The following is an 18,985-nucleotide window of genomic DNA, read 5'->3' as shown; positions in this document are numbered from 1 at the left end:
AGTGGTGGGGCAAGAGCGTTTGCTTACTTTTGCGCTGTTCAAAAGTGAGCCGCTGTAAGAGCGGAACCCATAGAAGCCGTTACCTAAATAACGGATATGCCCCCTCACTCATGCTTCTTATAACGACGAATCCTGATATCCGCCTGCTCCTTGTGCCCCGCAAACCCTTCCATGCCACACAACCGCGAGCAGTACTCCCCCACCAGCACCGACGCTTCATCCGTCAGCACCCGCTGATACGTGCAGGTCTTAATGAACTTGCCGACCCACAGCCCGCCGGTGTACCGCGCAGTCCCGGTGGTGGGCAAGGTGTGATTGGTGCCGATCACCTTGTCGCCATAGGAAACGTTGGTGCGCTCACCAAGAAACAACGCGCCATAGTTGGTCATGTGCTCCAGGAAATACAGCGGATCCCGCGTCATCACCTGCACGTGCTCGGAGGCAATTCGGTCGGCTTCCTGCACCAGTTCGTCGAGGGTGTCGCACAGGATGATTTCGCCATAGTCACGCCAGGCGACAGAAGCCACCGGCGCGGTGGACAGGATCGCCAACTGACGTTCGATCTCCGCTGGCAAGGTTTGCGCCAGCTCGGCGCTGTTGGTCAGGAACACCGCAGGGGAATTGACCCCATGCTCGGCCTGGCCCAACAAGTCGGCGGCAATGATTTCCACATCGCTGCTGTCATCCGCAATCACCAGGGTCTCGGTCGGCCCCGCAATCAGGTCGATACCAATCTTGCCGAACAGTTGGCGCTTGGCCTCAGCCACATAGGCGTTGCCCGGCCCGACGATCATGTCCACCGGTTTGAAGGTGTCCGTACCCAACGCAAACGCGGCAATGGCCTGCACCCCGCCGACGCAATAGATCTCATCGGCGCCCGCCAGATACATCGCCGTCACAATGGCCGGATGAGGCTTGCCATCGAACGGCGGTGCAGCGGCGACCACCCGTTTCACACCGGCCACCTTGGCCGTCAGCACGCTCATGTGGGCCGACGCCAACAGCGGGTACTTGCCGCCCGGTATGTAGCAAGCCACCGAGTTCACCGGGATATTGCGGTGCCCGAGGATAACCCCCGGCAAGGTCTCGACTTCCACATCGTGCATCGAGGCTTTTTGGACCTCGGCGAAGCGCCGAACCTGAGCCTGGGCGAAGGTGATATCGCCGATTTCCTGCTCGGAAAGGCTCGCCACGCACGCCGCAATTTCTTCGTCGCTCAGCCGGAAAGACACGGGCGACCACTGGTCAAACTGCAGGGAGTATTCACGCACAGCCGCGTCGCCGTTGCGGGCGACGTTGGCGATGATGCGCTCAACGGTATCGCGGACTTGAGCAGCAATCTCGGCTTGGGCTTCGACCGGTTTAGGTGTTTTCAGGTAACGAATCATCAAGTGGCTCCAGGTGGTTCTTGAGGGCACGCGACATGCCCCCGACATTGGCAACCATCTTTTCCTACCCCCCTGCCCCGGGCAATTTCGCAGCCTCCCTATTGGTGACGCAACCTGACGCAGCACAGACGCAGTGTTGAAGCACTGGCGCAGGTCGCTGACGTTATTCGTATAACCGTTTGCGAAAAATACGCCAGCCCCATTGACTTAGGGATTCGGAGTGATAGGTTAAATAAGCGGTTATACGTATAACCTAATAATCACACCCAACGTAAAGAGGTGATCAACCGTGAGTCGAGTCTTGTATCTATTCGGTGGCTGGCCCGGCCATTTCCCCTACGAAATTGCGGCATGGGCGCGCACCGTTTTCCAGGAGCTGGATTTCGAGGTCGAAGAGTCCACCGACATCTTCACACTGGACAGGGACTTGACCGGTTATGACCTGATCGTGATCGGCTGGAACAACGCCGTCACCACCGAGACGCTTACCGCTTCCCAGGAAAACCGCCTGCTGGAAGCGATCGAAAGCGGCACCGGCCTGGTGGGTTGGCACGGTGCGGGCGCGGCGTTTCGCGCCAGCCTCAAGTACCACTGGGTGCTCGGCGGCTCGTTCCTGGAACACCCGATGGGTGAAGGCTTTCCCCATCCGTACCAGGTCAATGTCATCGACCACAGCCACGAGGTCACCCAAGGCGTCGAGGATTTCGAGGTGCGGTCCGAGCAGTACTACATGCAGGTCGACCCGAACATCCACGTGCTGGCTGAAACCACCTTCGACGGCAATCCCTTCCCCTGGCTCAACGGCCATCGCAGCCCGGTGGCGTGGGTGCGCCACTGGGGCGAGGGCCGGGTGTTCTATCACTCCATCGGGCACGACACCAGCAACCTCGCCGACCCGAATATCCGCCGCCTGACCAAGCAAGGCCTGAACTGGGCGACACGCGGGCGTGCAGCCACTACCGCGCCAACCACCTCCGTTCCATCAACCCAAGGAGTCCTGTCATGACTAAATTGACCGGCAGCCAGATCGTGGCTCAAACCCTGAAAAATTATGGCGTCGAATACGTCGCCGGTATTCCTGGCCACGGTATCTGGACCCTGACCGACGCCTTCCTCGAAGAAGACTCGAAGCTCAAGTTCATCCAGGTGTTCCATGAGCAAAGCGCGGTGCACCTCGCCGATGGCTACTACCGAGTGAGCGGCAAGCCGATGGCGGCGGTGACGTCCATCGGTGCCGGCGCCGCCAACACGGTGATCGGCATGGCCACTGCGTTTACCGACTCCACCAGCCTGATGCTGATCACCGGCGGGCCACCCACTCACATGCGTGGCCACGGTTTGTTGCAGGAGCTGGAACGCTACACCGACAACGACTTCCCGAAAATCGCCGAGGCCGTGACCAAGCGTCATTGGGTGGCAACCCGCGTTGAAGAGTTGCCGTTTATGATGCACCGTGCCTGGAGTGCGATGGTCACCGGGCGCCCGGGTCCTGTGCACCTGGAAATTCCGATGGATGTACAGGCCGAAGCGGCTGAAGTGACCCTTCACGCCCTCGAAGAACGCACCCCGATCGGCAAATGCTTTCCGGACCCGGCGGCTACGGCGCGCGCGGTGGAAGAGCTGAAACTCAGCCAGCGCCCGGTATTGGTGATTGGTGGCGGCGTGATTACCGGCGAAGCCAGCGCGGAACTGTTCGCCCTTGCCGAAGCCTGGAAAATTCCGGTGGTGACCACCTGGAACGGCAAAAGCGGCTTCCCGGAAGATCACCCATTGTTCGCCGGCAGCGTGGGCCAGACCGGCACCTTGTGTGGCAACAAGGTCGCGTCCACCGCCGACGTGATCATTGCCGTGGGCTGTCGTTTCACCGACTGGTCGTCGTCCAGCTATGCCAAGGGCGTGACCTTTGCGATCCCGCCGTCGAAGCTGATCCACATCGACATCGACCCCCACGAAATCGGCAAGAACTACCCAGTGACCGTGGGTATTTGTGCTGATGCCAAATACGCCCTGGCCGCCATCGTGGAAGGCCTGAAAGACCAGACGGTTGAGCGCGAAGCGTACCTGAGCGACCTGCGCGGTTATCAGGAGGAATGGGAAACCAAACTGGCCGGCCGTCGTGACTCCGATCGTTTCCCGTTCACCTCCCAACGCCCGCTCGGCGCGCTGCGTAAAGTGTTCCCGCGGGACACCATCGTGGTGGTCGGCTCCGGCAATACCCAGGGCGCGGTCAAGCAGACCTTCCCGGTGTACACCCCGCGTACGCACCTGACCTCCGGCGGTTTCTCCTCCATGGGCTGGGCCGTGCCTGCGGCCATCGGTGCCAAGCTGGCGGCGCCCAACCAGCCGGTGGTGTGCATCCTCGGGGATGGTGACTTCCTGATGACCTCCCAGGAAATCGCGATCTGCGTGACCAACAATATTCCGGTGGTGTTCCTGATCCAGAACAACGCCGGCTACATGTCGATTCGCGGTGGCCAGCGCAAGCAGACCAGCCGCCATATCGGCACCGAGTTCAACCACCCGGACGGCACGCCTTACAGCCCGGACTTCAAGGCGGTGGGCGAAGCCTTCGGCCTCAAATCCTACCGTGTGGAGCGCCCGGAAGACCTCGAGCCGATCCTGCAGGAGGCGCTGGACCTGAACGTGCCGGTGCTGATCGAAGTACCCACCGATCGCGACGCGGCGGGCCCTTGGGTGCCAGGGTGGTGGGACTTCCCGATTCCGGAGTACATCACCGACGAACGCCAGGATGAGTACTGGCAGATCCGTAATTCCGAACAACACCTGTAAACGCCGGAGCGGCTCAAATGAGTGATGCATTGATTTCGCATCATGCAGAGCTGAATCCACAACCGGGGGCGCCGCGCGAACCGCGCGCCCTCGACGTGGTGACACCTGATGCAGATGGCACTATCCACTGTGATGTGGTGATTATCGGCTCGGGCATGGGCGGTTCGACCTTCGCCCATGCCCTGCGTGACAGCGGGCTGGATATTGTGATCGTCGAACGGGGGGACTTTTTGCCCCGGGAGATCCAGAACTGGAGCGCCGAAGCAGTGTTCGGCCAAGGGCGTTATCGCAATGCTGAACCGTGGCTGGACCAATCCAACCAAGCGTTTTCGCCGGGGGTATTTTATTACGTCGGCGGCAACACCAAATTCTACGGCGCCATGCTGCCACGGTTTCGCGAAGCGGATTTCGGCGAGATCCAGCATGCCGAGGGCGTGTCCCCTGCGTGGCCCGTCAGCTATGCCGAGTTTGAACCCTGGTATGCCGAAGCCGAAAAGCTGTACCGCGTGCACGGCCAGGCCGGTATCGACCCCAGTGAACCCTGGCGTTCCGGCCCCTACCCACAACCGGCATTGAAACATGATCCGGCCCTGGTGGCGCTTGAGCAGAGTATGCAGCGTGCGGGGCTCAAGCCGTTCGTGATGCCGGCGGCGGTGGACTATCGAGATGGCGGCGATTGCGTGTTGTGCTCAACCTGCGATGGCTATCCCTGCCTGGTGGATGCCAAGGCGGATGCTGAAGTGTCAGCCCTGAGGCCGGCCCTGCGCGCCGGCAGCATTCGACTGATGACCCGAACCACGATCAGGCAACTGAATACCTGCAGCGATGGCAACACCGTGACCGAAGCCCAGGGCCTGTTCGATGGCCGCGAGGTGACCTTGCGCGCCAAGCGCTTCGTGCTGGCGTGCGGCGCGGTCAACAGCGCAGCGTTGTTGTTCAAGTCGGCCAGCCCGCGACATCCTCACGGCCTGGGCAATAGCTCGGGGCAGTTGGGGCGTAACTACATGGTGCACAACAGCACGTTCATGCTGGCCGTGGACCCACGGCGCAAGAACAACGTGACCTTCCAGAAAACCCTGGCCATCAACGACTGGTACAGCGCAAGCCCGCACAATGCGTTCCCCTTGGGTAACGTGCAGATGCTGGGGAAAATCCGCGAACCGATGATCAGCGCCATGCGGCCCTGGCTGCCCAAATTTGCTTCACGCTATATCACTGATCACAGCGTGGACCTGTACCTGACCTCAGAGGATTTACCGACGCCCGATAACCGCGTCACCTACGACACCCAGCGCGGGGCGATCAAGGTCCACTGGACGCCAAACAACCTCAAGGCCCATGAAGGCCTGGTGAGCAAGGCCACCCAGACCATGCGTGACGCGGGGTATCCACTGATCCTCAAGGCACGCATGGGCATCGCGACCAACTCCCACCAGTGCGGCACGGCTGTAATGGGCACCGACCCGGCCACCAGCGTGCTGGACCTGAACTGTAAGCTGCATGACCTGGAGAACGTGTGGGTGGTGGACAGCTCGTTCTTCCCCTCGTCGGCAGCGGTGAATCCGGCACTGACCATCGCGGCGAATGCCCTCAGGGTAGCGGCACACTTCAAGGGACAGCCACGGTAGAGGTAGGCGCTGGCTTGCCTGCGATGCAGTCGACTCGGTGTTCAGTGGTATTGAGTCGATGCCATCGCAGGCAAGCCGGCGCCTGAAGTGATCCCTTACCGACAGGATCAGGCGTCTGCGGGCTGGAGGTGGCGAGTGGACGTACGCACCACCAGTTTGGTGGCGAAAATCTTCTGCTCGGGCGCCAGCGGCGCATCGGCCGGGGCATTCAGTTGCTCGGTCAGCATGCGTGCCGCGTAGACGCCCTTCTCCACCATGGGTTGCGCAATGGTGGTCAAACCGAGCTGCACCGCCTCGGGAATATCGTCAAAACCGATCACCGACAGGGTTTCCGGCACCGGGCGATTGAGGGCATGGGCGGTTTTCATGCAGGCAATCGCCATCACATCCGAACACGCCACCACCGCCGTGACCTCGTTGGACGTCAACAACGTGAACGCTGCGGCCTGCCCCGACATCGAATCCAGCCCACCGGCCTCGATCACGCTCAGGTCTTCAAACGCCAGGCCAGCCGCCGTGGCGGCCTCCACGTAACCGGTGAGGCGCTCGCGCACAATCCGCTCACTGGCGCTCTTGAAGCGTTGCAGATCAATCGGGCCGCGATAACCATCCGGGTTGAGGCGGTCGATGATGACGCCGATCTTGCGATGCCCCAGGTCCAGCAGGTGCTGCATCTGCGTGCGGGCGGCGCCGCGATCGTCGATGCCGACAAAAAATGAATTTTCCACCAGCGGCGAGTCGATCACCACGAACGGAATGCTGTGCTTCACCACCGCCAGTACCGCCGGGTGATCATCGGGCAGGGTCGAAATAATCAAGCCATCCACCAGCCCGCGCAGGGCCAGGCTGCCGTGACTGGCCGCCTGGCCGCGGCCCACCAGGCGGTTGTTGTTGAGTGGGAACAATGTCAACGCGACATTTTCCAACTCGCCCACCTCACTGATCCCCCGCAGCATGGCGATGGTGCACGGGTCGGCAAAGGCCAGGGACAACTTGTCCATCATCATCAACCCGATCGCCCCGATCTTGCCCGAGCGCAGGCTGCGGCCCAGCACATTGGGGCCCGGGTAGCCCAGCGAGGCCGCCACTTCGAGAATATGCTCGCGCTGGGCCGCAGACAGTTTGGAGGGTCGGTTGTAGGCGTAAGACACCGCAGGCTGGGACACCCCTGCCGCCAGTGCTACGTCTTTCATTGAAACGGCCATCGCTTGCTTCCCAATCCTTTTGAAACCTCATGCGAGGTCATGAAAAAACAGGCGCTCAGTGTACCCGCTGACGGGAAACCTTCGGAACCAGTCGTGTAGCACTGAGCATGATCGCGACCATCAGCGAGGCAACCGCCAGCAGCGCCCAGGATAAGTTCGTCGCATGGGCAAACAGCCCGATCACCGCCGGGCCCATCAGGATACCCAGATAACCGAGGCTGGTGGCCGCGGCAATCGCCAGCTCCCCCGGCATGGTCTTTTGCGCGCCCGCCAGGGACAGGTAGACCGGCGCGATGTTGGCCAAACCGATACCGATGACCGCAAACCCCACCAGGTTCACCCGCCAGTTCGTCGCGAGCACCACCGTGAGGAAGCCCAGGATCACAATCAACCCGCCGCCCACCAGCACCACCCGGGCGCCGAGCCTGAGCAGAATCCGGTCGCCACTCAGGCGCCCCAACGCCATCATCACAGCGAAGCACGCGTAACCCAGGCCCGCGATGGCAGGCTCTACCTCACGCACCTGAGTCAGGAACACCGCACTCCAGTCGAGAATCGCGCCTTCCGCCAGAAAGGCGAACAGGCACAGCACCCCCAGCACCAGGACTTTGCGCGTAGGCCGCACAAAGATCGGCGCGCCTTCGTCGCCGCTGCGCCCAAGCATCTGCCGCCCGTAGCTCAGGACAAACGCCGCCAGCGCCGCCATCACCGCACTGCTGGCCAACAACGGCGTGGCGCCCAGCCAGAGCAAACCGGTGATCCCCGCCGCACTGACGATCGTGCCCAGGCTGAACAAGCCATGAAAGCCCGACATCAGCGACCGGCCGGTGGCGCGCTCAACCATCACACCCTGCACGTTCATCGTCACATCCACCGCACCGCACCCGGCACCAAATATGGTCAGGGCACACATCAAGCCGATGAATGAATGCGTAGTCGCCAGGAGCGGCAGCGTCAGAAATACCAGGGTAATCCCGATGTGCATGGTAAAGCGGCAGCCTTTGCGGGCGTTCAGGATGCCCGCCAGCGGCATCATCACCAGCGAACCCAGACCCAGGCACAGCAACAGAATGCCCAATGCGCCGTCGTCTACTCCTGCCCGACTGCGCGCATAGGGAACCAGCGGCGCCCAGGCGCCCATGCATAAGCCGGACAGCAGAAACGTCAAGCGATAGGCCGGCATATGCGGCGTGGAGCACGGCAACAACAACTCTTGAGACGACACGGAAACCCCAGGACCCGGACAATAAGAGTTATACGTATAACTTAAAATCCAGAATTCGACCACTGCCGTGTGCAGTAACCCGTCATGGATTCCTAAAGCATTGACAGCTCATAGATCGCAGGTTTTACTTCCGCAAGGTTATTCGTATAACTTCCAATTGCATAACCACCCCACAAAAACAAAAGGGACCATGCAGCGTGATAAACACTTTTCAGAAAACACCGATCCCTCCGCGTATTCGCAAGGCACGTATTGCGACCTTTCTTGGCTTCATGATGATCGGCGCCATGATGTACATCTGGTCCACCGGGGTGAGTGTGTTCAGGGCCCAGCTGGGGTTGACGGGGGAGCTGGGGGATGCGAGTTTCGGCTTGATTGCCCTCGGGGTCGGCGTCGGTTCCGCAGCCGGCGCGTTGCTGGTCGGTCGACTGCTGGACTCCTTCGGTGCAAAACCGGTGATTACCCTGGGTGCGCTCGCCTATCCCCTTTCGATTATCCCGTTGGGCTTCGTCAACGGCTTTTGGTTTGCGCTGTGTTTTGGCACGGTGCTGGGGCTGTTGCGCGGTGCCCTGGATACGGCGTTGAACGCCCATGGCGTGCAGGTAGAGCGCTTTTACCGACGCTCGATCATGTCCGGCTTCCATGCCTTCTATTCCCTCGGCGGTTTCCTGCTGGGCATGGTGTGCAGCTGGCTGACCCGGTTCTACACCGACAGCGTGATGGTGCCCTATACCGTGCTGGGCCTCGCGATGTTCATTCTCGGCTGTGTGTTCAGCCGGTGGTTGCTGGGCAAGCATGATGTGCCAGACGCCTCACTCGACGATTGGCAAGCCGGTACCCAGTCCCGGGACGAAACCGGCAAGGGCCCCTCGGCCAAGACGCTGCTGGTGATGATCGCCCTCGGCACGCTGCTGTTGGGCAGCATGATGGGCGAAAATGCGCTTGCCGACTGGGGCCAGGAATACATTCGCCGGGAGTTCGAAACCACCACCTCGACCGCCGGCATGGCAGTCTCGCTGTTCGTCGGTGCGTCATTCGTGGGGCGTCTTTTTGGCGACCGCCTGGCCGCCACGTTTGGCAATGCGCAGGTGGTGTTCGGATGCGGCACGTTGTGTGTGCTGGGCATGGTCGTCACGATTGTGGGCAGCACGGCCGTGACCGGGATTATCGGCTTTGCGATGTTTGGCCTCGGCCTTTCGTGCATTGCCCCCTTGATGATCTCCGCCGCCGGGCGTCGGGATCCGGCACATGCCGGGCGCAATATCGGCATCGTCAACTGCATCGGCTTTTCCGGGATGCTGATGGGCCCGGCTGTGATCACCGTGATTGTCAGCAACTTCGGCCTGAGCAAGCTGATGTTTTTCCCGCTGGTGATGCTGGGTTTGCTGGCGACATTCGGCCCGCTGCTGATGCGCTCACCGACAAAAACCGCTGCCTGCGGTAAAGCGCAAACCGACGCGTGATAGAGGCCGCTGAGCGGCCACGCACTGATCTTGTGGCACAGGGAATCGCGCCCACGCCACAAGGTTTGTGCAAGCTGCGTCGCTTCACGTACACATTCTCAAACAAATCATCGGGTTATCTCCGCCTGCCTTAAAGGTTGCTGAAAGGTTCGGCCATTACGGTCGACCTGTGCGTGTGTCCACGTGACAACCTGATAAGAACAAGAGGAGAACTCGGTTTGCTGACGCTGATAGGTCTGATCACGATCCTGAGCCTGGTCGTGCTGCTACTCATCGGGCGTATGTCGCCCATCCTGCCGTTGATCGTCGTGCCATTGCTGGGCGCCTTGTTTGCCGGCTTCGGCCCTGCGGAAATTTCCGGATTTTTTACCGATGGCATTGGGCGGGTCACGCCGATCGCCACCATGTTCATCTTCGCCATTACGTTTTTCGGGGTGATGCAGGACACCGGGCTGTTTCGTCCGGTGATCGGTTTTATGGTCAGGCTGACGCGGGGCAATGTGATCGCCGTGGCCGTTGCCACTGCCCTGATTGGCATGCTCGCGCACCTTGACGGTGCCGGCGCGACCACCTTTCTACTGACCATCCCCGCGCTGTTGCCGCTCTACAAGCAACTGCGCATGAGCCCTTACCTGATGTTGATGCTGCTGGCGATCGGTGCCGGCATTCTGAACATGGTGCCCTGGGCCGGGCCACTGGGGCGTTCGGCGGCGGTGACCGGCCTCGACGTCACCGATCTGTGGCGCCCGCTGATTCCCGTCCAGGGCTTCGGGGTGGTGCTGCTGATTGCCCTGGCCGCCCTGCTCGGCTGGCGCGAACAGCGGCGTATCATGGCCGCCGGGGGCGCCGCGATGGACGATGGGGTGCTGGTGGAAACCACCAACACCCTTGAGAACATCAGCGATGCAGAACGTGCGCTGGAGCGCCCCAAACGCCTGTGGTTCAACGCGGGCCTGTTTGTGCTGGTACTGACGTCGCTGTTCCTCGGCGTGCTGCCGGCCGGCTATATCTTCATGCTCGGCCTCACCGTGGCCCTGATGATCAACTACCCAGGCGGCAAAGTGCAGATGCAACGAATCGCCGCGCATTCGGCGGCGGCCTTGAGCATGGGCATGATCATCCTGGCAGCAGGGTCCATGCTCGGCATATTCGCCGGCACCGGCATGCTGACCTCCATTGCCAAGGACCTGGTACAAGTACTTCCTGAGTCAATGGTTGGGCAGTTGCACATCGTCCTCGGCCTGTTCGGCCTGCCCATGGAACTGATGCTCAGCACCGACGCCTACTACTTCGGCCTGATGCCCGTGACCCTGGAAGTGGTGGAAAACTACGGCGTACAACCGGCAAGCGTGGTGTATGCCTTGATGATCGGCAACATCATCGGCACCTTCATCAGCCCGTTCTCGCCGGCCCTATGGCTGGCCCTGGGCCTGGCCGGGCTGGACCTGGGGCGGCACATCCGCTACTCGTTCTGGTGGATGTGGGGGTTTTCCCTGGTGCTGTTCGGCATCGCGTGGGCCCTGGGGCTGTTCTGAGATGACTGCTCGCTACTGCACCGGCAGGAAGTTCATCAGCAGCAAGCTTTGCGCGTAGTTGAGGCCAATGCGGCGGTAGCATTCGTCGAGCATCTGGGTCAACAGGTCCAGGCGCGCGACGATCTTGCCGAACTCCACGGCAAAACTCAGGTTGCTGGTCTCCTCCGAGATCTCGTTGGAGAACAGCAATAACGAGCCATTGGCATCCTGGCGCTGACTGAGCAACCAGGTTGCCTTCTCGATGTTTCGGGCGGCATTGCTGACGAACTGCGGATTGATCGAGTCCGTTATATAAAACTCGGTGCGCCCGCCGTGTGCGGTGACGAGCATGCTGCCGATCGCATAGATAAAGGCCCCCACCCGGTCGCCACGAAACTCAGGGCTCAACGAGTAGCTCAATGCCGCCAGGTCACGGCGATCCCCAAGGGCGGGCAACGGTTGGCGCAGTTCGATGGCCTGGCGGATTTGCCGGGCGGCGGTTACCGCATCCGGGTACCCCGATTGACGCCACTGGTTGGGGTTGCGCAGGTAGAGTTTGCTCATCAGCACATACAGGCTTTGCAGATTGTCGCGCATGCCCAGGGTGGCCATGCGATCGACACTGGTCTGGAAGAATTCATCGGGCTTGCCGTTGCTGAACTGCTTGGCGATATCCCGTCCTTGCTGCTGGCTGCAACCGTTGACGCACAGCATCAAGACCGCCGCCAGCCAGAGTGGTTGGCGCATCCATCGAATGATAAAAACAGGGATTGTGCGATCCATCGGCACCAGGTCTGGGTCTCGTGTCCACGCCGGGAATTTAATGTGGTCGGGCCAGAGATAGAGCGGGAGAATGGGAAAAAGTGCAATGAGGGCGGCAGGAATGTTGACCACAAAAAAGCCCGACGTTGTGGTCGGGCTTGTTCGGATGCGTCAGTTGTCGGGGTGTTCACTCGCCACCGAGTCGGCGGCATCGACGTCCGACATGTCTTCCTCCAAGGGCGCATCATCGTCCGGCGGTGGAGCCGCCTGAGGTTGATCGCGCCGGGGATCATGCCCGGCCTCATTGTCGGTACCGCGCGTTACGCCCTGCTGGGATAGGTTCCCAGGGGCCTTCTCGTTAATTTCCATGCTGGCTCTCCGTTCTGGCGCGCGGGATGTCCGTGCTTGAACATCAGAAACGGGGCGGGGTCGGGAAGTGCCGGACGATGGACGAACGGTGGGGCTCAATTTCATAACGGCCCTAGCGATCCCAGAGTCTCCATCAAGCGCAAGATCTTTGGTTTCTCGGCTGGGTTTTCGCCAATGCAGCACACGCCCGGGTCGGTGAGAGAGCACCAGACAGATACTCGGTCTCCTACCCGCAGGCCAGAGGTGGCGTTACGAAGCGTTGCCGTTGACCAAGCGTCAACCGTCTCATTGAGAGACTTATGAAAATGCTGCCCATTGACGCTATAGCTGAAACTCATGAACTGCCCTGTGGCCCACGATGCCTCACTCCCGACAAAGGTGACGTAGCCGGGGACCACTTGCCCTTCTGGTTTGTCCTTGGCACTCATGGGGTCTCTCCTGAGATACAGCGCTGTATGGACGATCCTTGTGGTGAAATCTTCAGAAAGATTAGCAAGGGTTCGAAAAAGCGCTATTACACCCGCTGGACCGAAAGTGGCCACGCACGACCACGGAACCTTACTGCGCATTGACATATCGGTAAATCTCGATATCCTCGCCTCATGGACTTACTCGAAATATTCAAAGCCCTCTCAAACCAGACACGCCTCGAAATCCTGAAAGGTTTGAAAGACCCCGAAAAGAACTTCCCTCCACAAGATGAAGGTGATGTTCACACGGTGGGCGTGTGCGTCAGCAGTATTCAGGAAGGCATCGGACTTTCGCAGTCGACGGTGTCCGGTTATCTCGCAACGCTGCAACGAGTGGGCCTGGTGGAAGTCAGGCGTATCGGCCAGTGGACCTACTACAAGCGCAATGAAGCAACCATCAGCAAGCTTGCCGAGATCATGGGGAAAGAGCTGTAACTTTTTTACTACATCATATCTAGATTTCGCGATATCCCTTTTTGTCGAAATGAGGCAATACAATGAAAGCGTTGATACTCAATTCATTTGGCGGCCCGGAATCGTTCGAACTCTGCGACGTAGCCAAACCAGTGCCACACGCAGGTCACGTGCTGGTTCGCGTCCACGCAACCTCCATCAACCCGCTGGATTATCAGGTCCGACGTGGCGACTACCCTGACCTGGTGCCCCTACCCGCCATTAGCGGGCATGACGTATCGGGTGTTGTTGAAGCAGTCGGCCCTGGTGTGAGGGCCTTTTCGCCAGGGGACGAAGTCTGGTACACCCCGCAGATTTTTGATGGGCCTGGCAGTTATGCCGAGTACCACGTGGCGGCCGAAAGCATAATCGGCAAGAAGCCCCCCTCCCTGAGCCACCTTGAAGCGGCAAGCCTGAGCCTGGTCGGCGGCACAGCCTGGGAAGCATTGGTGGTGCGTGCGGCACTCAGGGTGGGAGAAAGCGCTCTGGTGCATGGCGGCGCGGGAGGCGTCGGCCACGTGGCGATCCAGCTGGCAAAAGCCATGGGAGCCAAGGTGTTCACGACCGTGCGCGACGTAAACATTGAGTTCGCACGAAGCCTGGGCGCCGATGTGATCATTGACTACCAAAAAGAGGATTACGTCGAGGCCATCTTGCGGGAAACCGGTGGCCGTGGCGTCGATGTCGTGTTCGATACCATCGGCGGCAACACATTGTCCCGCAGCCCGGACGTGCTTGCGCAACTGGGTCGTATTGTCACGATTGTGGACATTGCCCAACCACAGAACCTCGTTCAGGCCTGGGGCAAAAACGCGAGTTACCACTTCGTTTTCACCCGGCAGAATCGCGGCAAGCTGGATGAAATGAGTGCACTGATAGCGAACGGTCAACTGCGGCCACACATTGGCGCGGTCTACTCCCTTGCCGACATCCCGCTCGCCCATTCGCGGCTGGAAAGCCCCAACAATGGTATTCAGGGGAAAATCGCGATTGCCGTGTCTCCCGGCTTGCTGGAGGATTGGTGCGAGGGTGTTTGAGCCGGTGCACTGAATCATTTCCAAGGGGAGCACGAACAGATGACAGGACTGATGGAAATGCTCGACGGCCCAAGGACCGCACAGCAGGAGTTGTTCTACGACCTCGAAGATGCAATGGCCGTTATCGCCTGGTCGGTCAATGAGCTGGCCACTATCGCCGGGGTCGCCAAATCACCAGACGAAGCGATGGCCCTGATGAAGATGGGCGCATTGCTCGCCGCGCAGCAAGGAAAGCTCAGCGGCTATGCGGATGAGGTGAAGGCGGGAAAAATTAGCCGGAACCAGGTCCACTTAAACTTGAACGGCTGAGCCCGTCCGAGGCTGAAGCTTGAACCACGAGCCTCTTCAATCGAAGAGCCCGCCAAGCGCGGGCTTGTTTTTGATATCTTAACTACTGAGGCGCGCCCGGTGCTGGCAGCAACGAGGCTTGAGGTAATGCAACAGCCGACAGATTTCCTGTAGCGTCTTCAGGCAGCGTGTACATGGCGCCTGTCAGCGGATCTACGATCAGCATGCCGATCAAACCGCCAATCAGCAGATTTCCCCAGTACCAGCCGCTAACCGTAGATTTCAGAGGAACAGTCGTCTCTGTGTATCCGTCCTTCTGGAAGGTGACGGTATAGCTCTGGCTTTTAAAGTAGCCTCGGCTCGTCTCCAAAAGCGCCGTGCCTGGCGTGACACCCTTCAGCAGTACACTTCCCTTGCTGTCCTTGATTACATAGTTGGCATTTGTCGGCAGGCTATACAGCCCAACCTTTGGCTTGCTATCGCTCACGATGCTTGCGCATCCGCCCAATACCGTCATTGCTGCAAGCAGCGTGGCGCCCGCCACCTTCCCCATCGTCATACCATCACTCCGTTGCGCCTTCATTGGCACGGCTGAAGCTCAGCCGGCGCGCATTGTAGCGAAATGATGGCATTTGGACATCCTCAGCACGAATCGCTTTACGGAATCCAGGCAACAGCCCTATGCGTATTCGTTGCGCATACTCATTCGAGCATCGCATACTTTCAGCATGCTTAAGGCAAGGCATCTACGGAGTTTTCTTCCTGCAGTAGACGCCGCCTTGATGCGATAAATCGCCCTTACTGTGGATGGCAAGACTGGTGACTGAGTGCCGAAATCAGAGCTTCTGGAGCAAGGCAGGGACCTATGCGCTGCTGACGCTCATGGCGGTTTTCACAAGCTACTCAGGGACGTGGCCAGAGGTCAGCTCATCCAACCGCAAGCGAGTCTTCAGCCCCGGGTTCGTGGTGCTCTGCGTTTTCGTGACGGTGATTGAGCTGATAGCACTGAATCACTTCTATGGCCACATGGACTAAACGCGATTATCCACTCAAAGCGATTGCGCTCACTGATAGATGAAAGCAGGTACCCGTTACCGATCGACGAGAGCGGATACCGGCAATAGATAGTTTTCATAAGTGATGCGCACTGCTTAGGGACCACTGCCCTCGCATCCCTTTTACAGTCGAGCGCCTATTGTTATCCCAACTCTTGGTGAACACCTCTAAGCCCGCCCTCCCCATCACAGGCATTTCTTTGTCTGAGACTTGCCGGGCAGCTCTGCCCTCCAATGGTGGCTGTACGCCACGAATGGTAAAATGCGGCATCAGCCAGAGAGGGAACCTCATGCTTAAGAAACTGCTTGTAGCCTGTGCCGCCTCGCTTCTTCTTTCCGGGTGCGTTAAACCCACTCCAGAGCAGCTTGAAAACCCGGACTATGGACCCTATCCCTTCGACTACGACCGCACGATCAAGGCGTATATGGCGCGGACGCAGCCGGATCCCGACTCAACAAAGTATCAGTTTCTGGGTGAGCCTATTCCGATGTGGAACGGCATCTTTGGGCTTCGATTCGGGTATGGGATATGCGTCATCATGAATGCAAAGAATATTTACGGCGGCTATTCAGGGCAGGAGCTGTGGTTTTTCATGCTGCGCGGCGACCAAGTGATGGAGACCAATAGCGCTCGTGTGGGTGGCAACCCGAAAGCATTTGCTCGGGTGAAGTGCGAGAAAGTAGGCTTCAATGTGGGAAGCTGAACCAGGTCGAGTCTTCAGTACTTTGATAGAAAAGCCCGCTAAGTGCGGGCTTTTTCATAGTTGGCTGTGCGAATGGGTTCACCCTGCCAAGCAGATGACGGGCGCGACCTTGCCCGTAAGATCTCCGCCCAGTGGGAGAGACTTGGCGGAGCGCCAGGTTGGCGTCTGCAAAGGCAGGGCCTGAGAAGCCGAACCGGATTTTCCCCATCGAAGTCTCAGGCATTGCGAGCATTTGCAGTTATTTCTACAAACGCCCGTTGCGGAGCTGAACTGTCATTTACCTCTTATCTTCAAGCATAACGAAAACCACTTTTTTCAAATTCGCTTACTGCTCTTTTTTGGTTTTCTTTAGTACGGAAAGCCGATGTGCTGTACGCATCTTTAATGATCTCTGCCCCTAGCGCCTCAAGACCGGGCTCTCCTGTGATGACCTTCATCATTTTGTCCATAGACACCTCGTCCTGACGATTCTTCATGATAGATCCGGCCAATTCAGAAAGGGTTGTGCAGAAGCTCAGATTCTCATCGGACGGCTTCGCCGCCAACGCCAGATTGGTGAACAGTGTCAACGCAGAAAATGTCATCCCTGCTATCAAGATCCGCATGTCGTTCCCTCTTTGGTCTGGCGGGACTCCAGCGCTGAGGGGGAGGATGCGAAAATCCCTGCGGGCAGCCTCTAGCAGCGTCGCCCGTCCGGTACGACTGTTGCGAGGGAGGGACCGAGTGAATAGCGCAGTCCGCTGCGAAGGCCCATTAGCATATGAATGCTCGCCCTGTTCCATTCGCGCTATCCGCGATGAAGCCCAGCGGCACTCCGCCAGAACTTGGTTAGAAACATAAGACCCAAGGACCCGCGCGGCAGCATTGCCACCGCGCAGTTGAACAACGGACCGCGAGCCTCAGAACCGCCAGTTGACGTTGATGTTGCCGGCGTTCTGCTGGTAGCCCGCGCCGAACTGCCCGTTGTAGGAAACGCCCACCGTGGTGTTTTTACTCACAGCGACATCCGCCCCAACCTCAGTGACTGCCGCATTGCGAGCGATTGGGGCGCCCGCGACGGTAAATGGCTGGCTGCCCTCGAATGCCATCGTCGTTTCCGGCGTTACATCACCGAAGGCATGGCGCAAGCCCACAGTGCCATACAGATGGCCTTGCAACTGCAGCGCAGTGAGCGCCGTTTTGGCGTGCAGGCCCAGCGTGGTGGTGGTGGCATCGTTGGTTTTGCTTTCGCCGTCCAATGCAGTGGAACCGCCCGATTCCGAGAAACCGCGCAGGCGCTGGTCGCTGAACGCCGCACCCACGAACGGTTCGATCGTGGCGTGATTATTCAGCGGCAACGCGTATCCCAGTTCCGAAAATACCTGGCTCGTGCTGGCGCCGGACGTCGACTTCAGCGTCTGGTCCAGGCCGGCGGCGTTGACGTCGCGCCGGCTATCGATATCACTCCAGGTATAGGCCGCGCCAGCAGTCAGATTGATCTTGCCGGGACCTGCGTCAAACGCCTTGCCGCCGTAAACCGTAGCGCTATAGCTATCGATAGCGAACTTGGACGAACGGTCACTGACCGTGCTGTTGCTGTCGGTATAGCCCAGCGCCCCACCCACTCGCCAACCATTGTCGATCAACCGGTCTGCACCCACGAACACGCCGCCGTCCGACTCCTCGACCTTGGCCGAGTTGCTGTTGCCGCCCAACGTACGAGAGTTGCCGAATACCTGTACCCAGACCGGTTGCTCGGCCTCCGGACTGGCCGTTTCGCTCGCGTCCAGTTTGCTGCGCAAGTGATCCATTGGCAGCTTGATGACATTGTCCGTGACGCCCTGCAGAACAGAGGCGGTGCTGGCGTGCGACTCTCCAGACAAGGCGTTGAACGCCGACGGCGGTGCGCCGTTGGGCAGGTTCAATATGCGGTTATAAAGATCACTGCCCGCAGGCAGGCTTTGCAGCGCATTGGCCACGGCGCGCTGGTTGTGGGTTGCGGCAGCGTCGGCGAAATTTTCCTTCATCTGCAATCGCAGCATCACGTCATGCGCGTCGTAGACCAACGAAGGCGTCAGGAAGGCCAGGTTGCTCGATACCGAATCAAAGCTGCCGTTCAACTGGTTGGCCGTCAGGATGGTGTAGATGCTCGACCCGGCGTAATTGCCGTTCTCGCCCAAATGCACCACCGAGCCTGCCAGGTTAGCTGTGCCGCTGACGTTTACCAGGCTGCTGGTGGTGCTGCCAGGCGGTATCTGGACCTGATAAGTCGAGCCTGGCGCGAAGGTCAGGTTGCCATTTACGTTCAGCGTGCCAACCGGCGTGGCGCTATTGCCGGGCGCCAGGATCGCGCCGTTGGCCAGGGTCGTCGTGCCAACCGTACCGATACCGGACAAGGTCGCGCCGCTGTCCACCGTCAATGTGCCGCCCAGCTTGCCGTCAACCTCCAGGGTGCCGGCGGCGACGTCACTCGCGCCCGTGAATGCGCTGCTGTCGCCGGTCAAGCTCAGCGTGCCGGTGCCAATTTGACTCAGTGCACCAGCGCCCGAGATCACGCCGCCGAATGCGTAGGGATCGCTGTGATCAAAAGCCAGCGTGGTGCCAGTGCTCGTCGCAACGTCGCCTGTGATGCTTCCGGTCGTACCACCATCACCC

General features: G+C 59.7%; 18 protein-coding genes. 10 read left to right on the top strand and 8 right to left on the bottom strand.

Annotated features, from left to right (window positions below):
- Nucleotides 1-104: 104 nt before the first annotated feature.
- Nucleotides 105-1,388, bottom strand: coding sequence for a histidinol dehydrogenase (gene hisD, locus HX855_RS18410; RefSeq protein ID WP_177089962.1), 1,284 nt, complete (start codon nt 1,386-1,388; stop codon nt 105-107).
- Nucleotides 1,389-1,677: 289 nt separating this feature from the next.
- On the opposite strand from hisD, the gene HX855_RS18405 reads away from it, so the two are divergent.
- The 3 genes from HX855_RS18405 to HX855_RS18395 are packed head-to-tail and all read left to right on the top strand — an operon-like array spanning nt 1,678 to nt 5,806.
- Nucleotides 1,678-2,394, top strand: coding sequence for a ThuA domain-containing protein (locus HX855_RS18405; protein WP_177089963.1), 717 nt, complete (start codon nt 1,678-1,680; stop codon nt 2,392-2,394).
- Nucleotides 2,391-4,178, top strand: coding sequence for a thiamine pyrophosphate-binding protein (locus HX855_RS18400; RefSeq protein WP_177089964.1), 1,788 nt, complete (start codon nt 2,391-2,393; stop codon nt 4,176-4,178). The genes HX855_RS18405 and HX855_RS18400 overlap by 4 nt, the downstream gene beginning before the upstream one ends.
- Nucleotides 4,179-4,195: 17 nt before the next feature.
- Nucleotides 4,196-5,806: an FAD-dependent oxidoreductase gene (locus tag HX855_RS18395; protein ID WP_177089965.1), complete on the top strand. Its 1,611-nt coding sequence runs from the start codon at nt 4,196-4,198 to the stop codon at nt 5,804-5,806.
- A gap of 107 nt (nt 5,807-5,913) precedes the next feature.
- On the opposite strand, the gene HX855_RS18390 is transcribed toward HX855_RS18395, so the two are convergent.
- Nucleotides 5,914-7,011 carry a LacI family DNA-binding transcriptional regulator gene (locus tag HX855_RS18390; RefSeq protein WP_177089966.1) on the bottom strand — a complete coding sequence of 366 codons (1,098 nt, stop codon included), beginning with the start codon at nt 7,009-7,011 and terminating at the stop codon, nt 5,914-5,916.
- A 55-nt stretch (nt 7,012-7,066) separates the two neighbouring features.
- Nucleotides 7,067-8,194: an MFS transporter gene (locus tag HX855_RS18385; protein ID WP_177090076.1), complete on the bottom strand. Its 1,128-nt coding sequence runs from the start codon at nt 8,192-8,194 to the stop codon at nt 7,067-7,069.
- A gap of 242 nt (nt 8,195-8,436) precedes the next feature.
- Between HX855_RS18385 and HX855_RS18380 the strand changes: the two genes are divergently transcribed.
- Both HX855_RS18380 and HX855_RS18375 read left to right on the top strand, forming a co-directional pair.
- Nucleotides 8,437-9,699: an MFS transporter gene (locus tag HX855_RS18380; RefSeq protein ID WP_177090077.1), complete on the top strand. Its 1,263-nt coding sequence runs from the start codon at nt 8,437-8,439 to the stop codon at nt 9,697-9,699.
- A 218-nt stretch (nt 9,700-9,917) separates the two neighbouring features.
- Entirely contained in the window at nt 9,918-11,234 is a 1,317-nt protein-coding gene (locus tag HX855_RS18375; protein ID WP_177089967.1) for a CitMHS family transporter, read from the top strand.
- Nucleotides 11,235-11,246: 12 nt separating this feature from the next.
- On the opposite strand, the gene HX855_RS18370 is transcribed toward HX855_RS18375, so the two are convergent.
- Together HX855_RS18370 and HX855_RS18365 are read right to left on the bottom strand one after the other, a co-directional pair.
- Complete coding sequence (locus HX855_RS18370) at nt 11,247-11,996, bottom strand: hypothetical protein (RefSeq protein ID WP_177089968.1); 750 nt, start codon at nt 11,994-11,996, stop codon at nt 11,247-11,249.
- Nucleotides 11,997-12,146: 150 nt separating this feature from the next.
- A complete protein-coding gene (locus HX855_RS18365; protein WP_177089969.1) occupies nt 12,147-12,344 on the bottom strand; it encodes a hypothetical protein in 198 nt (65 codons plus the stop codon).
- A 602-nt stretch (nt 12,345-12,946) separates the two neighbouring features.
- Between HX855_RS18365 and HX855_RS18360 the strand changes: the two genes are divergently transcribed.
- The 3 genes from HX855_RS18360 to HX855_RS18350 all read left to right on the top strand — a co-directional run bounded on the left by HX855_RS18360 (nt 12,947) and on the right by HX855_RS18350 (nt 14,613).
- On the top strand, nt 12,947-13,249 hold the full coding sequence (locus tag HX855_RS18360; RefSeq protein WP_177089970.1) for a helix-turn-helix transcriptional regulator: 303 nt from the start codon (nt 12,947-12,949) through the stop codon (nt 13,247-13,249).
- A 62-nt stretch (nt 13,250-13,311) separates the two neighbouring features.
- Nucleotides 13,312-14,304 carry a zinc-dependent alcohol dehydrogenase family protein gene (locus tag HX855_RS18355; protein WP_177089971.1) on the top strand — a complete coding sequence of 331 codons (993 nt, stop codon included), beginning with the start codon at nt 13,312-13,314 and terminating at the stop codon, nt 14,302-14,304.
- Nucleotides 14,305-14,343: 39 nt separating this feature from the next.
- Nucleotides 14,344-14,613 carry a hypothetical protein gene (locus HX855_RS18350; RefSeq protein ID WP_177089972.1) on the top strand — a complete coding sequence of 90 codons (270 nt, stop codon included), beginning with the start codon at nt 14,344-14,346 and terminating at the stop codon, nt 14,611-14,613.
- An 82-nt stretch (nt 14,614-14,695) separates the two neighbouring features.
- Here the strand turns inward: HX855_RS18350 and HX855_RS18345 are convergent, their stop codons facing one another.
- A complete protein-coding gene (locus tag HX855_RS18345) occupies nt 14,696-15,151 on the bottom strand; it encodes a hypothetical protein (protein WP_177089973.1) in 456 nt (151 codons plus the stop codon).
- A 260-nt stretch (nt 15,152-15,411) separates the two neighbouring features.
- Here HX855_RS18345 and HX855_RS33390 point away from each other — a divergent pair, with 260 nt between their 5' ends.
- Together HX855_RS33390 and HX855_RS18340 are read left to right on the top strand one after the other, a co-directional pair.
- Entirely contained in the window at nt 15,412-15,627 is a 216-nt protein-coding gene (locus HX855_RS33390; RefSeq protein WP_309139822.1) for a hypothetical protein, read from the top strand.
- A 310-nt stretch (nt 15,628-15,937) separates the two neighbouring features.
- A complete protein-coding gene (locus tag HX855_RS18340; protein WP_177089974.1) occupies nt 15,938-16,351 on the top strand; it encodes a hypothetical protein in 414 nt (137 codons plus the stop codon).
- 290 nt (nt 16,352-16,641) lie between these two features.
- Here HX855_RS18340 and HX855_RS18335 read toward each other — a convergent pair whose 3' ends face one another.
- Nucleotides 16,642-16,956 (bottom strand): hypothetical protein, encoded by a 315-nt coding sequence (locus tag HX855_RS18335; protein WP_177089975.1) that lies wholly within the window; start codon nt 16,954-16,956, stop codon nt 16,642-16,644.
- Between the two features lie 294 nt (nt 16,957-17,250).
- A partial coding sequence (locus HX855_RS18330) for an autotransporter domain-containing protein (RefSeq protein WP_177089976.1) occupies nt 17,251-18,985 on the bottom strand: 1,735 nt, incomplete at its 5' end.

This window comes from Pseudomonas sp. IPO3778 (assembly GCF_013386825.1).
Classification (GTDB): Bacteria; Pseudomonadota; Gammaproteobacteria; order Pseudomonadales; family Pseudomonadaceae; genus Aquipseudomonas.
Note: the sequence above shows the minus strand (reverse complement) of the source record. Positions and strands in the feature narration are given on the sequence as shown.